This window comes from Hymenobacter sp. 102 (genome assembly GCF_049949205.1).
In the GTDB taxonomy this organism is placed as follows: domain Bacteria; phylum Bacteroidota; class Bacteroidia; order Cytophagales; family Hymenobacteraceae; genus Hymenobacter.
Map to the genome: position 1 here is coordinate 4,502,833 of NZ_CP188172.1, position 13,443 is coordinate 4,516,275.

Annotated in this window: 11 protein-coding genes; 7 read left to right on the forward strand and 4 right to left on the reverse strand. The window is 61.8% G+C overall.

Translation table 11 applies throughout. The annotated features are described in order from the left end of the window. Positions 1-72: 72 nt before the first annotated feature. The 3 genes from paaA to ACN19L_RS19510 form a co-directional block, all read right to left on the reverse strand. Positions 73-1,023: a 1,2-phenylacetyl-CoA epoxidase subunit PaaA gene (gene paaA, locus ACN19L_RS19500; RefSeq protein ID WP_426491130.1), complete on the reverse strand. Its 951-nt coding sequence runs from the start codon at positions 1,021-1,023 to the stop codon at positions 73-75. 143 nt (positions 1,024-1,166) lie between these two features. Continuing rightward, positions 1,167-2,246 (reverse strand): 1,2-phenylacetyl-CoA epoxidase subunit PaaE, encoded by a 1,080-nt coding sequence (gene paaE, locus ACN19L_RS19505; protein WP_426491131.1) that lies wholly within the window; start codon positions 2,244-2,246, stop codon positions 1,167-1,169. A gap of 88 nt (positions 2,247-2,334) precedes the next feature. After that, entirely contained in the window at positions 2,335-2,916 is a 582-nt protein-coding gene (locus tag ACN19L_RS19510) for a TetR/AcrR family transcriptional regulator (RefSeq protein WP_426491132.1), read from the reverse strand. A 480-nt stretch (positions 2,917-3,396) separates the two neighbouring features. On the opposite strand from ACN19L_RS19510, the gene ACN19L_RS19515 reads away from it, so the two are divergent. The 7 genes from ACN19L_RS19515 (at position 3,397) to ACN19L_RS19545 (ending at position 11,630) form a co-directional block, all read left to right on the forward strand. Beyond that, positions 3,397-4,035: a (2Fe-2S)-binding protein gene (locus tag ACN19L_RS19515; protein ID WP_125432705.1), complete on the forward strand. Its 639-nt coding sequence runs from the start codon at positions 3,397-3,399 to the stop codon at positions 4,033-4,035. 95 nt (positions 4,036-4,130) lie between these two features. Next, on the forward strand, positions 4,131-5,111 hold the full coding sequence (locus ACN19L_RS19520) for an FAD binding domain-containing protein (protein ID WP_426491133.1): 981 nt from the start codon (positions 4,131-4,133) through the stop codon (positions 5,109-5,111). Positions 5,112-5,130: 19 nt separating this feature from the next. Further along, a complete protein-coding gene (locus ACN19L_RS19525; protein ID WP_426491134.1) occupies positions 5,131-7,473 on the forward strand; it encodes a xanthine dehydrogenase family protein molybdopterin-binding subunit in 2,343 nt (780 codons plus the stop codon). 130 nt (positions 7,474-7,603) lie between these two features. Beyond that, positions 7,604-8,782: an XdhC family protein gene (locus tag ACN19L_RS19530; protein ID WP_426491135.1), complete on the forward strand. Its 1,179-nt coding sequence runs from the start codon at positions 7,604-7,606 to the stop codon at positions 8,780-8,782. 120 nt (positions 8,783-8,902) lie between these two features. Further along, positions 8,903-9,511: a nucleotidyltransferase family protein gene (locus ACN19L_RS19535; protein ID WP_426491136.1), complete on the forward strand. Its 609-nt coding sequence runs from the start codon at positions 8,903-8,905 to the stop codon at positions 9,509-9,511. Positions 9,512-9,598: 87 nt separating this feature from the next. Next, entirely contained in the window at positions 9,599-11,005 is a 1,407-nt protein-coding gene (locus tag ACN19L_RS19540) for an MFS transporter (RefSeq protein ID WP_426491137.1), read from the forward strand. A gap of 109 nt (positions 11,006-11,114) precedes the next feature. Then, positions 11,115-11,630: a DinB family protein gene (locus tag ACN19L_RS19545; RefSeq protein WP_426491138.1), complete on the forward strand. Its 516-nt coding sequence runs from the start codon at positions 11,115-11,117 to the stop codon at positions 11,628-11,630. A gap of 117 nt (positions 11,631-11,747) precedes the next feature. On the opposite strand, the gene ACN19L_RS19550 is transcribed toward ACN19L_RS19545, so the two are convergent. Further along, entirely contained in the window at positions 11,748-13,430 is a 1,683-nt protein-coding gene (locus ACN19L_RS19550) for an amidohydrolase (protein WP_426491139.1), read from the reverse strand. Between the last annotated feature and the right edge of the window lie 13 nt (positions 13,431-13,443).

Consider the following 13,443-nt stretch of genomic DNA (forward strand, 5'->3'; position numbering starts at 1 on the left):
AGGAGAGAAGAAGCTAAAACTAAAAGCTAGTTCCCCCTCTCCCTACGGAGAGGGGGCTAGGGGGTGAGGTCACTACGCGGCGGCCTCGGCGCGCTGCTTGCGCTTCTCGGCGTGGGCCAGGGCGGCTTCGCGTACCCAGGCACCCTGGTCCCAGGCATCCACGCGGGCCTGCAGCCGCTCTCGGGAGCAGGGGCCGTTGCCTTTTACCACGTCCCAGAATTCGGCCCAGTCCACGTCGCCGAAGTCGTAGCCCTGCTTGGCTTCGTTCCACTTGAGCTTATCGTCGGGCACGGTAAGGCCCAGGAACTCGGCCTGCGGTACCATCATGTCCACGAATTTCTGGCGCAGCTCATCGTTGGTGAAGCGCTTGATACGCCACTTCATGCTCTGCTCGGTGTTGGGCGAGTCGGCGTCTTTGGGGCCGAACATCATCAGCGTGGGCCACCACCAGCGGTTGAGGGCTTCCTGGGCCATGGCCTTCTGCTCGGGCGCACCCTCACACAGGGTTTGCATGATTTCGAAGCCCTGGCGCTGGTGGAAGCTTTCCTCTTTGCACACGCGCACCATGGCGCGGGCGTAAGGGCCGTAGCTGGTGCGGCACAGCGGCACCTGGTTCAGAATGGCCGCGCCATCTACCAGCCAGCCAATGGTGCCCATATCGGCCCAACTCAGGGTGGGGTAGTTGAAGATGCTGCTGTACTTGGCCTTACCCGAGTGCAGGTCGGCCAGCATTTGGTCGCGGGAGGCACCCAGGGTTTCGGCGGCCGAGTAAAGGTAGAGGCCGTGGCCGGCTTCATCCTGCACCTTGGCCAGCAGAATGGATTTGCGCTTGAGCGAAGGGGCGCGGGTAATCCAGTTGCCCTCGGGCAACATCCCAACCAGCTCGGAGTGCGCGTGCTGCGAAATCTGCCGGATCAGGGTTTTGCGGTAGGCTTCCGGCATCCAGTCCTTGGGCTCAATGCGGATGTCCTCGTCAATGCGGGCCTGAAACTGTTCTTCCTGGGTAAGTTCTAGCGTTTCCATGCTTCTTCAACAAAGAGTAACTAACAATCGTTAGTTAAATGTAGGAAATTTTCGTGGCACATGCTTTAGCTTGTGCCATACCGGGCAAAACCGGTCTGTCGGGCAGTTCCGGCACAAGCTAAAGCATGTGCCACGAGGGCGTATTACTGGTCAAAATCCACCGAAACCTTCTCGGAAGTGGGGCGGGCCTGGCAGCTGAGCACGTAGCCTTTGGCCACCTCTTTTTCGGAGAGCGAGTAGTTAACGTCCATTTCCACCGAGCCTTCCGTTACGCGGCAGCGGCAGGTGCTGCACATGCCATTTTTGCAGGAGTAGGGGGCATCCACGCCGCGCTCCAGCAGGGCATCCAGAATCGTGTCGCCGTAGTACGACATGGGCAGCGGGTACTTGGTGCCTTCCAGCTGTACGGTTACTACGCTCTGCTTGTCGTCCTCACCGCTGGGGCGCTGGGCCTGGCGCTCGGCTTTGCGTTTGGCACCCTCAGCGGAGGTGAACATTTCGAAATGCACCTTCTCGGGGGCCACGCCGGCTTCCGTCAGTGCTTCCTTCACGCCCAGAATCATTTCCTCGGGCCCGCAGATAAAGGCCTCATCAATTTCCTGGGGCGGAATGATTTTCTGCAGAAACTGCTGAGCCTTCTGCTTATCGATGCGGCCGAAAAACAAATCGGCCTCCCCGTGCTCACGACTCAGGATGTGGTACACGCTCAGGCGGTCCACAAACCGGTTTTTCAGGGCCTCGATCTGCTCCTTAAAGATGATGGAGTTGCGGCCCCGGTTGCCGTATACCAAGTACACCTGGCTGCCGGGCTCGGTGAGCAGAATAGTCTTGACAATGGACATCACCGGTGTAATACCTGAGCCGGCCGCAAACGCCACGTACAGCTTCTGGTTGTCAGCGTGCAGCGGAGTGGTGAAATGACCCATCGGCGGCATCACCTCCAGTTCCTCACCCACGCGCAGCTGCTGCACGGCGTGGGTGGAAAACCGGCCTTCCGGCACCTGCTTGATGGCCACGCGCCACTCATTGTCCAGGGGGCTGCTGCAGATGGAGTAGGAGCGGCGCACTTCCTCCCCGTTCAGATGGCGGCGGAAGGTAAGGTACTGCCCCTGCGTGAACCGGAACGTTTCCCGCAGTTCGGCGGGCACGTCCAGGGCCACGCTCACGCAGTCCGGCGTTTCGCGGGTGATGCTCTTAACTTTAACAGTGTGAAAACGACTCATGTGTTTTGAATTGCTTGGTGCCTAGTGCCTAGTGCTTAGTTTGTGCTGGCGTTGAACGGCCTGCGCACTAAGCACCAACAACTAAGTACTACTTGGCCAGGCCGGTGAGCAGCATGGTGATGATGTGGTCTTCGAGCTCTTCGGCCGACAGCTCCCGGCCGGGGCGGTACCAGAGCTCTACCCAGCGCACCGCCGAGAGAATGGTAAACAGGGCCACCGATACGTTTACGGGTTGAAACTCGCCGGCCGCAATGCCTTTCTCAATCAACTGCGCGAAGCCTTTTTCGTAGTCTTTGCGGGCCTGCTTGAACTCCGTGAGCTGGGGCTCGGGCAGGTATTTCCAATCGTGGTTGGCCACGGATACGGCCGCGCCGTCCTCAATCATCAGTCGGATGTGCAGCCGGATCAGAGCCTTTACCTTGTCGGCGTAGCTGGCGTCGGTCTGCTCAATGTCGGCCAGCTGGGAAATGTAGGTGTGGGCAATGCGGGTACAGATCAGGTCCAGGATTTCGTCCTTGCTCTTGATGTGGTTGTACATGCTGGCCGCTTCCATACCCACTTCCCGGGCCAGGTCGCGCATGGAAGTGCCGCCAAACCCCTTCTGCTTGAATAGCTTGGCGGCTTCGTCGAGGATGAGTTGCCGACGGTTGGTTTTGCGAGTGGTCAGCATAGCAGGATGATCAATTAGCAGGTGCTAATGTAAGCAGAAATTACCTGCAAACTAATGTTTGTTAGTAGTTGCCGCAGATCAGCCCAGCAGAGTTGACCCAACCCGCGCCTCCCCAGGCGTACATGCGCCGCAGAGCCGCAACGTGTCACGTCTCTGCCGTGAATGGCATTTGTGAAGCGGCCCGTGGGGAAAACACGAAGTGGTGCATTCCTGCACCGGGCAGGAACCTGTTGTAACAGGGCTGAGAATAGGCATCAGCGTTGCTTCGGCTGTTTGAGCATGGCTATATAGCCATGCGCGGCGCAAAAGCGTGTACCTACCTCAACAATGCTGACACACCGCCGTACACCAAGGTATAACGCTGCTGTCAGCTACTAAACCAGGATGGTGTGTTCCGGCCAAACCCGTTGGTCTGCCCGCGAATAGTTATTTGGAGTAGAGGCGGATATGTGGTGCAGACTTTTACTTCAACTCCCGGTTATGGCAACAGCATCTTCTCCTGAATCTTTGGATGGGCCGCAGCCCACGCCCCGCCCCGAGGACGGTACCCGTCGCTCGTTTATGAAACAGGCGGGTGGCATTTTGGGCCTGGCCCTGGCTCCACCCATCGTATCGCAGGCCGAGCGGCTGGCGGCGTATTCCAAAACGGTAGAGGGCGTCAGCACGCTACGGCTGAACGTGAACGGGGCCGTCCGCACCGTGCAGGCTGAGCCCCGGGTAACGCTGCTCGACGCGCTGCGCGAGTACCTGGACCTGACCGGCACCAAGAAAGGCTGCGACCATGGCCAGTGCGGGGCCTGCACCGTGCTGGTAGATGGCAAGCGCATCAACAGCTGCCTCACGCTGGCCGTGATGCACCAGGGCAAGCAAATTACCACCATTGAGGGCCTGGCTCAGGGTGATAAGCTGCACCCCATGCAGGAAGCCTTTCTCAAGCACGACGGCTTCCAGTGCGGCTACTGCACCCCCGGCCAGATACTAAGCGGGGTAGCCTGCGTGCAGGAAGGCCACGCCACCACCGACGAGCAGTGCCGGGAGTGGATGAGCGGCAACCTCTGCCGCTGCGGGGCCTACCCCAACATTGTGGCCGCCGTGCGGGAAGTAGCCGGGAAGAGTTGAATGATGCGTGCTGAATTAGGAATTGCCCATGGGCAATTCCTGATTCAGCCAAACGCAATTCATAACTCATCATTCAACTCTCAACACTCAACAAAGTGAACAACTTCAGCTATACCCAGGCCAGTACGGCCAAGGAAGCTACCGGCATCCGCAAGGACCAGCCGGCTGCTGCCTACATTGCCGGCGGCACCACGCTGCTGGACCTGATGAAAGCCAACTTAGAGGAGCATCCGCAGCTGGTAGACATCAATATGCTGCCCTTCAAGGGCATTGAGCAGACCAAGGACGGACTGCGCATTGGGGCCATGGAACGCATGAGCGACGTGGGTGAACACCCGCTGGTGAAGGAGCAGTTTCCGGCCGTGTCGGAGTCGCTCTTGCTGGCGGCCTCGCCCCAGCTGCGCAACATGGCCAGCATCGGGGGCAATATTCTGCAGCGCACCCGTTGCGGCTACTTCCGCGACGCGGCGTTTCCCTGCAACAAGCGCGTGCCCGGTTCAGGCTGCTCCGCCCTGCAGGGCGACAACCACAACCTGGCTATCCTGGGAACCTCCGAGTCCTGCATTGCCACGGCCTACCCCGGCGACTTGTCGGTGGCCCTGGCGGCCCTGGATGCCGTGCTGACGCTGGAAAACGCCAAGGGCAAGCAGCGCCGGGTACCCGTTACGGAGTTCTACCTGCTGCCGGGCAACACCCCCCAGAAGGAAACGGTGCTGGAGCCCGGGGAACTGATTGTCTCGGTGCTGATTCCGGCTACTGCCCACGCCCGCCGCTCCACCTACCTGAAGGTGCGGGAGCGGGCCAGCTACGCCTACGCCCTGGCCTCGGCCGCCGTGGGGCTGGAGGTGCAGGGCGGCACCATCCGCGCGGCCCGGGTGGCCCTGGGCGGGGTAGGAACCACGCCCTGGCGCAGTCCGGAGGCGGAAAAAGCCCTAGTAGGGCAGCCGGCCACGGAAGCCACTTTCCAGGCCGCCGCCGCGGCCGCATTACGTGGTGCCCAGCCCCGCGAGCATAACGGCTTCAAGGTGGAGCTGGCCCAGAACACCCTGGTGCAGGCCCTGCTGAAAGTAGCCTAACCACTGACGTCTTGCAACCATGGATTTTACAGAACCAAGCTTCTTCGAGACCAACCCCCAGGCCGGGTCGGTAGGGCAACCCCTGGACCGGGTAGATGGCCGGGCCAAAGTAACCGGCCAGGCCCGCTATTCTGCCGAATTCAACAACCTGCCTGGGCTCTGCCACGCCGTACTGCGCACCAGCGACGTGGCCAAGGGCCGCATCCAGAGCATCGACGCCAGCATGGCCCTGAAGCAGCCGGGCGTGCTGGCCGTGCTCACGCACCAGAACCTGCCCAAGCTGGCCAAAACCCCCAACGACCCCGAGGGTAAAAAAGCCATTGGGGCCCCCATGGGCTTTATGCCGCTCACCTCGGATGTAGTTCACTACGCCGGCCAGCCAGTGGCCCTGGTGGTGGCCGATACGCTGGAGCGCGCCCAGCACGCGGCGGCGCTGCTGAAAATTCAGGTGACGGCCGAGGCTCCCATTGCTTCCTACGAGGATAAGAAGGCCCAGCTCTTCGACCCCGAAAAGGTACAGGACGGCAAAACCAAGGCCCGCACCGTGCGCGGCAACCCCCAGCAGGCCTTTGCCGCCGCGCCAGTGCAGCTCACGCACACCTACGACCACGCCATCAACCACCACAACCCCATGGAGCCCGGGGCCACCACTGCCCACTGGGAAGCCCCCGACCGCCTCACCGTGTACGATGCCACCCAGGGTGTAACGCGCACCCAGAAGGCCCTCAGTACGATGCTGGGGCTGTCGGCCGAGCAGGTGCGGGTCGTGACCAAGTACCTCGGAGGCGGCTTCGGCTGCAAGGGTTCCAGCTGGCCCCACACCGTACTCACGGTGCAGGCCGCCCGGGCGGTAGGCCGGCCGGTGAAGCTGGCCCTCACGCGCCCCCAGATGTTTACCAGCATGGGCCACCGCGAAGACCAGACCCAGACCCTGAAACTTGGGGCCACCCGGGAGGGGAAGCTCACGGCCCTGATTCACGAAAAAACCTCCACCACCTCGCCCTGGGACAACTACGCGGAGCCCAACAGCAAGATCATCAACATCCTTTACGAGTGCCCTAACTTCGAGGCGACCTACCAGCTGGCCCGGGCTAACGTGATGACCTCCACGTTTACGCGGGCCCCCGGCGAAGCCCCGGGCTCGTTCGCCCTCGAGTGCTCAATGGACGACCTGGCCTACCAGCTGGGCCTCGATCCGCTGGAAATCCGGCTGCGCAACTACGCCGAGAAGGACCCCAGCACCGGCCAGGCCTGGAGCAGCAAAAGCCTGAAGCAGTGCTACCAGCGCGGCGCTGAGCTGTTTGGCTGGAGCAAGCGCAACCCCAAAGCCGGCCAGACCCGCGACGGCCGCCTGCTGGTGGGCTGGGGCATGGCAACGGCCAGCTATCCGGTGCACAACAACCAGGGTACGGCCCGGGTGCGCCTTTACGCCGACGGCCACGCCCTGGTGCAAACCGGGGCCACCGACCTGGGCACCGGCACGTACACCGTAATGACCCAGGTAGCCGCCGACTCGCTCTGGATTGCGCCCGACAAGGTGCGCTTCGAGCTGGGCGACACCAAGCTGCCCACGGCTCCCAACTCGGGCGGCTCAGTGGCGGCGGGCACGGTGTCCTCGTCCATCTACATGGCGGCGCAGGATGTGTGGCAGAAGCTGATTAAAGTAGCGGTGCTGGATAAAAAGTCGCCGCTGTACCGGGCCAAGGCCGCCGACGTGGAAGTGAAGCAGGGCCGCTTGCAGCTGAAATCGAACCCGCAGAAGGGTGAGAGCTACGCCGACCTGATGAAGCGGGCCGAAATGTCGGACGTGGAGGGTAACGGGCAGGGCCGCTACGGCAGCGGCTACGAAGATGCCCAGGCCGCCGCCAACGCCGACCCCACCAAAAAGGACGAGGCCGGCAACCACTCCATGCACTCCTTCGGGGCCCACTTCTGCGAGGTCAAAGTCGACCCCGACCTGGGCACCGTGCGCGTCACGCGCTGGGTGAGCGTGCACGGGGCCGGCCGCATCCTCAACGCCAAAACTGCCCGCTCCCAGATTATCGGGGGCAGCATCTTCGGCATCGGCTCGGCCCTGATGGAGAAAACCGTGCGCGACCCCAACATGGCCCGCTACACCAACGCCTCCCTGGCCGACTACCACATCCCCGTCAACGCGGATATTCCGGACATGACGGTGGAGTTCATCGACGAGAAAGACCCCTACATCAACGCCATGGGCGTGAAGGGTATCGGGGAAATTTCGATGGTGGGTGTGGCCGCCGCCGTGGCCAATGCCTTGTTCCACGCCACCGGCAAGCGTATCCGCAGCCTGCCCATTACGCCGGATAAAGTGCTGGCCACGAAACCCATGCAGGTGTAGCAAACCTGTCATGCCGGGTGAAGCGGAAAACCTGGGTCAGCCGGTAAGTGCTAAATCCAGATTCTCCGCTTCGCTCGGCATAACAGCTTTTTGCCAACGCTACCAATTTGCTGTCGTATCTCTTTGCACCATGACTGAACTTCAACGCCTGCTGACTGCCTATGATGCGCACCGCGCCGCGGGCCGGGCCTGTGCCCTGGCCTCGGTGGTGGATGTGGCCGGCTCGGCCTACCGCCGGCCCGGGGCCCGGATGCTCGTGACGGATGAAGGCCAGCTGACCGGGGCCATCAGCGGGGGGTGCCTGGAAGGCGACGCCCGCCAGCGGGCCCGCCGCACCATTCAGCAGGGCCGCCCCACGGTAGTTACCTACGACTCTACGGACCCCGACGACGACCTGCAATTCGGGGCCGCCCTGGGCTGCCAGGGCATCGTGCAGATATTGCTGGAACCCCTGGACTTTCAGGACCCCAACAACCCCATGGAGCTGTTGCGCCGCTGGGCGGCGCAGGCAACCTCACCAGCCGTGATTGCCACCGTGTTTGCCACCGCCGGGCCGGCCTCCGCAGTAGTGGTGGGCCAGCGGCTGGCCTTACTGCCCGACGGTACCTTCAACGGAACCGTATCCTCACAGGCGGGATTGTATCCGCAGTTGTTGGCGGCGTGCCGGGATACGTTGGCGGCCGGCCAACCGGCTACGCATCATTACGATGCCGTTCGGGTGAGTCTGGAAATACTGCGCCCTCCGGTACGCCTTACGGTGTATGGCGCCGGCAACGACGTGCAGCCGCTGGTACGCCTGGCGGCCGGCCTCGGCTGGCAGGTGCGGGTGGCCGATGGCCGCCCCGCCCAGGCCCAGCCTGCCCGCTTCCCCGAGGCCACAACCGTAGAAGTCCTGACGCTGGCGCAAGTGAAGGAGCAGCCGTACGACGGAAGCCTGACGCTGCTCATGACCCACAACTACTACTACGACCTGGAAGTGCTCCGCCATTTGCTGCCGGACGCTTCTACGCGCTACATCGGGCTATTAGGTCCCCGCAAAAAGTACGAGCGGCTGCTGGAAGACCTTCACCAGGAAACTCCCGACGCCGCCGCGCAGCTGCAGGGCCGCATCTACAGCCCGGTGGGACTGAACCTGGGAGGCGAAACACCGGAGGAAATTGCCCTATCTATCATTGCTGAAATTCAGGCGGTGCTGACGGGCCGCCCGGCCGGCTTCCTCCGCGACTCGCCCCACCCGATTCACCCGCCTCTGCGCGCCACCGCACCGCTGGTGCCGGAGGGTAGGGTAGATGCCGTGTGCGGCCTATAGCGCGAGGCACCTGCTCTGCGTAGCAACACGTGCGGCCCGGCCGGCATCAGGTTGGCTTCCTTACTCTGTAGTACTGCCTGCAGCACGTGAAGCAAACACTTCACGCCATAAGTCCTCGTCATGTCCGACGCCATTATCCTGCTTGCCGCTGGTTCCTCTACCCGCCTCGGCCGGCCTAAGCAGTTGCTGCCCTACCAGGGCCGGACGCTGCTGCGCCGCGCCGCCGAAACGGCCGCAGCGGCGGCGTCCGGGGGGGCGGTAGTGGTAGTAACGGGCGCGCTGCACACCGAGCTATTGCCGGAACTGGCGGGCCTGCCGGTGCAGGCGGTGCACAACCCCAACTGGACCGCTGGTATGGGAGCTTCCATCCAAACTGGCCTCAACTTTCTTGAAACCCGGCCGCAACCTCCCACGGCCGTAACGATACTACTCTGCGACCAGCCTTTCGTAACGTCCGGGCTGCTGGCGGAGCTGCGCGCTACGCACCACCGCACCGGCCAGCCCATTGTGGCTTCGGCCTACGCCAATACCCAGGGGGTGCCGGTGTACTTTGCCGCCGGGGCGCTGCCGCTGCTGCAGGCGCTGCCGGCCGAAGCCGGAGCGGGGCAGCTGCTGCGCCGGCACGCCGCCCTGGTAGCAGCTGTGCCGTTTCCGCTGGGTGCCGTGGATGTGGATACGCCCGAGCAGTACGTGGCCCTGCTGGCAACTTCCCAGGCAGCCACGCACTAGCTTACCCCGCCACAGTCTGGAAACCCGGCAACGGCCGCGCCGGATTTGCGTTATCTTGCTCGCACTCTACCTCAATCCCCTCCTTGTATGAGCGACGCCACCGCCGCCGTAACCCCGCCCGAAGTGGGCTTCGAAAATATTCCCAAGGATGACAAGCGCATTACGCGCGGCTGGACCTTTTACGACTGGGCCAACTCGGTGTATCCCTTGGTGATTACCAGTTCCATCTTTCCCATTTACTGGGGCGCCATGGTGAAGCAGGTAACGGGCACGGACAGTGGCAAAAGTCCAGTGGATTTCCTGGGCTTCCAGGTGCCGGGTTCCTCACTGCTGACCTACGCCATATCGGTTGCCTTCCTGCTCATTGCCCTGATTAGCCCTTTCCTCACGTCGTTGGCTGATTTCTCGGGTCGCAAGAAGCTGTTCATGCAGATTTTCTGCTACCTCGGGGCGGCCTCCTGCGCTGCGCTGTTTTTCTTCACTCCCGATACCTTCACGGCCAGCACCTTTATCTTCATTTCCGCCACGGTAGGCTTCTCCGGCTCCATCGTGTTCTACAACTCCTATTTGCCGCTCATTGCTTCCGAGGAAAAGTACGATTCATTGTCGGCGCGGGGCTTCTCTATGGGCTATGTTGGCTCGGTGCTGCTGCTGGTTATTTGCCTGGGGCTGATTATGGGACACGATAAAATCGGGCTGGAAGAGGGGTTCGCCACCCGGTTGGCGTTCCTGCTTACGGGCCTGTGGTGGGCCGGTTTTGCGCAGATTCCCTTTTTCACGCTACCTACCGACCCCGGCCGCCCCGCTGGTGCCGCCGACGACTCGGGGTGGCTGCTGAATGGCTTTCGGGAACTGGGCAAGGTTTGGGACCAACTTAAGCATCTGCCCAACCTCAAGCGGTTCCTGCTGGCCTACTTCACCTACAATATGGGCGTACAAACGGTAATGTACGTGGCTACCATCTTCGGCGACGAGGAGCTGAAGCTGGAAAGCTCGGCCCTGATCCTGACGATTTTGCTATTGCAGCTGGTTGGTATTCTGGGTGCCTACCTCTTTGCCAAACTCTCGGAGCGCATCGGTAATACCCGCGCCCTAAGTTGGTCGGTATTTATCTGGATGCTGATTTGCGTGGCGGGCTACTACGTGCAGGCGGGCTGGAGCTTCTATGCCCTGGCCTCAGTTATCGGCCTCACCATGGGGGCTATCCAGAGCCTTTCCCGTAGCACGTATTCCAAGATTATCCCGGAAAACACGCCCAATACGGCCGCTTTTTTCAGCTTTTTCGATGTAACCGAGAAGTTGAGTATCGTAATTGGAACAGCGGTGTTTGGCGTTATTGCCCAGATAACGGGTTCTATGCGCAACAGCATTTTGTCGCTGATTGTCTTTTTCGTGCTAGGGTTGATTTTTCTGCTTACGCTACGCGGGAAAAAGCTGCGCGACGAGGTGCACGGAGCCGATTCAAAGCTGGCCGAAGGACTTAGCGGGAATTAACGGCTGCCAGGTGCCGCTGGCAGCTAGCCATAAATTTCAGTACTTGCCCACGAGCACCGGCTGCCCCGGTGCTCGTGAGTTTTTCTATCCTACCTAACCCCAGCTGCGCATGCACACTTCCTCCCTTCAGCAAAACATTCTCGCTGAACTTGACCACGAGCTGGCTACCACCCGCAAGCTCCTGGAGCGGGTGCCCTATGAGAAGGCCGACTTCCAGCCCCACCCCAAAAGCATGAAGCTTTGGCAGCTGGCTACGCATATTGTGAATCTGCTGGCGTTCAAGCAGCTGTTCGTGCAGCACGCCTCCCGCGACTTCCTTGACCCCAACGGCCCCAAACCGGGCCCCACACCCACCAGCCCGGAGGAGCTGCTGCAGCGCTTCGACCAGTACAGCGCGAGCCTGCGCCAAGCCCTGCAGGATTCTGACGATGAGCAGCTAACCGGCAGCTTCCGCCTGCACCGCGGCGAGCAGACACTACTGGAACGCCCCAAGGCCACCGCCATCCGCATCATGGGCCTCAACCACAGCATCCACCACCGGGGGCAGCTGTCGGTGTACCTGCGCCTGCTGGATATTCCGCTGCCCGCCATGTACGGCCCCAGCGCCGATGAGCAGGGCTGGTAATTTTAGAGAACTGAGATACTAGAAACGAGAAGTGAGACTTTCGTTCTGATGGCCTAGTTAGGCTCCGGAACGAAAGTCTCACTTCTCATTTCTAGTATCTCTACTCCATTTCGCTTCTCAGTTCTTAAGTAGAAACACCCGTTCTCCGGCTATCCAGGTTTGCTGTACCTGGGCAGTACGGAGGGTTTCTTTGGGGGCTTTCAGCAAGTCGATGGGGAGCAGCACGAAATCGGCCACCATGCCGGGGCGGATGCTGCCTTTCTGCTGGTCCTCGAAGGCGGCGTGGGCGGCCCAGGTGGTCATGCCCCGGAGCGCATCTTCACGGGTCAGGGCGTTTTCCATCTGAAAGCCGCCGGCCGGGTAGTTCTTGGCATCCTGCCGGGCCACGGCCGAGTGAAAGCCGAACAACGGATTGATGTCTTCCACCGGGAAGTCGGAGCCCAGGGCTACTTGGCCGTACTGCTGGCGCAGGTCGTTGTAGGCGTAGGCCGTTTTGAGCCGCTCCGCGCCCAGCCGCTCGCCGGCCCAGTACATATCGGAGGTGGCGTGGGTGGGCTGCACCGAGGGCACGATGCCGTACTGGCCGAATTTAGGCACATCCGCTTTGCTGACCACCTGGGCGTGCTCAATGCGCCAGCGCCGGTCCTTCTGGCCCTTCAGGGCTTCGCCGTAGATATCTAGCAGCAGGCGGTTGGAAGAATCCCCGATGGCGTGGGTATTCATCTGAAACTTGCTGGCCGCCAGCTCTTTGGCCAGGTTCCGGAAATCGGCCTCCGATGAGAGCAAAAAGCCGGTTTCCCGGGGCCGGTCGGAATAGGGGTGAATCAGGCAGGCTCCCCGAGAACCCAGGGCGCCATCGGCGTACACCTTAAAGGAGCACACCGTGAGGCGGTCCTTGAAGACGGGGCCGTTCCGGAGGTAGAAGTCCTTGTTTTCCTGGGTGGGGGCCAGCATGGCGTACAGGCGTACTTTCAGCTTACCCTGCTGCTGTAAGGCGTCGAGCCGGTCCACGTTGGCTTTTTCCAGGCCGGCGTCGGCCATACTGGTGAGGCCCACGGCCACGCACCGCTTCTGGGCTTCCAGCAGCGCCGTTTCGGCCTCGGCTGCGGTGGGCTCCGGAATTTTGCCAGCCACTAAGCGCACGGCATTGTCCACCAGCAAACCCGTGAGGCGGCCGTTGGCATCCTTGGTAATAGTGCCGCCGCTGATGGGAGTACGGGCCGTAACACCAGCCAAATCCAATGCTTTCTGGTTTACCAGCGCCGCGTGTCCATCTACCCGGATAATGAAGACGGGCGTGTTCGGGAACAGTGCGTCCAGCGTGTCCTTGGTGGGAAACTGCTTGCCGGGCCAGTCGTTTTGGTCCCAGCCCCGGCCCGTAAGCCAGGCGGCCTGCGGATACTGCTGGCGCTGCTGCTGGAGTTTCCGGACCACTTCCTGCCAGGAGCCGGTGCCCACCAGATCGGCGTCGCGCAGGCCCAGGGCGTAACGGTAGAAATGGCAGTGCGCATCGTAGAAGCCAGGGTAGATAAACTGCCCGTTGGCGTCCACTTCCTGCTTGGCCTGGTATTTTGCCCTGATTTCCTCGGCCGTGCCCACGGCCACGAATTTGCCGTCTTTCACCGCAAAAGCCTGGGCCGTACTAAACACCGAATCGACGGTGTACACGGTGGCGTTGTACACCAGCAGGTCGGCAGATTGGCGGGAGGAGCTTTGGCAGGCGCTGAGTAGCGTGGCGGCCGCCAGCACCGGCAGCATGCCAGCCGTGGCTGGCCGCAAAAACGAGTAGGAAGGCATCATGCCACGAATGTAC

Coding starts and splice junctions, on each gene's coding strand:
- ACN19L_RS19530 (WP_426491135.1), top strand. CDS start 7,604: ATGACTGAACTTCAACGCCTGCTGACTGCCTATGATGCGCACCGCGCC.
- paaE (WP_426491131.1), bottom strand. CDS start 2,246: ATGAGTCGTTTTCACACTGTTAAAGTTAAGAGCATCACCCGCGAAACG.
- ACN19L_RS19545 (WP_426491138.1), top strand. CDS start 11,115: ATGCACACTTCCTCCCTTCAGCAAAACATTCTCGCTGAACTTGACCAC.
- ACN19L_RS19540 (WP_426491137.1), top strand. CDS start 9,599: ATGAGCGACGCCACCGCCGCCGTAACCCCGCCCGAAGTGGGCTTCGAA.
- ACN19L_RS19515 (WP_125432705.1), top strand. CDS start 3,397: ATGGCAACAGCATCTTCTCCTGAATCTTTGGATGGGCCGCAGCCCACG.
- ACN19L_RS19510 (WP_426491132.1), bottom strand. CDS start 2,916: ATGCTGACCACTCGCAAAACCAACCGTCGGCAACTCATCCTCGACGAA.
- ACN19L_RS19535 (WP_426491136.1), top strand. CDS start 8,903: ATGTCCGACGCCATTATCCTGCTTGCCGCTGGTTCCTCTACCCGCCTC.
- paaA (WP_426491130.1), bottom strand. CDS start 1,023: ATGGAAACGCTAGAACTTACCCAGGAAGAACAGTTTCAGGCCCGCATT.
- ACN19L_RS19550 (WP_426491139.1), bottom strand. CDS start 13,430: ATGATGCCTTCCTACTCGTTTTTGCGGCCAGCCACGGCTGGCATGCTG.
- ACN19L_RS19525 (WP_426491134.1), top strand. CDS start 5,131: ATGGATTTTACAGAACCAAGCTTCTTCGAGACCAACCCCCAGGCCGGG.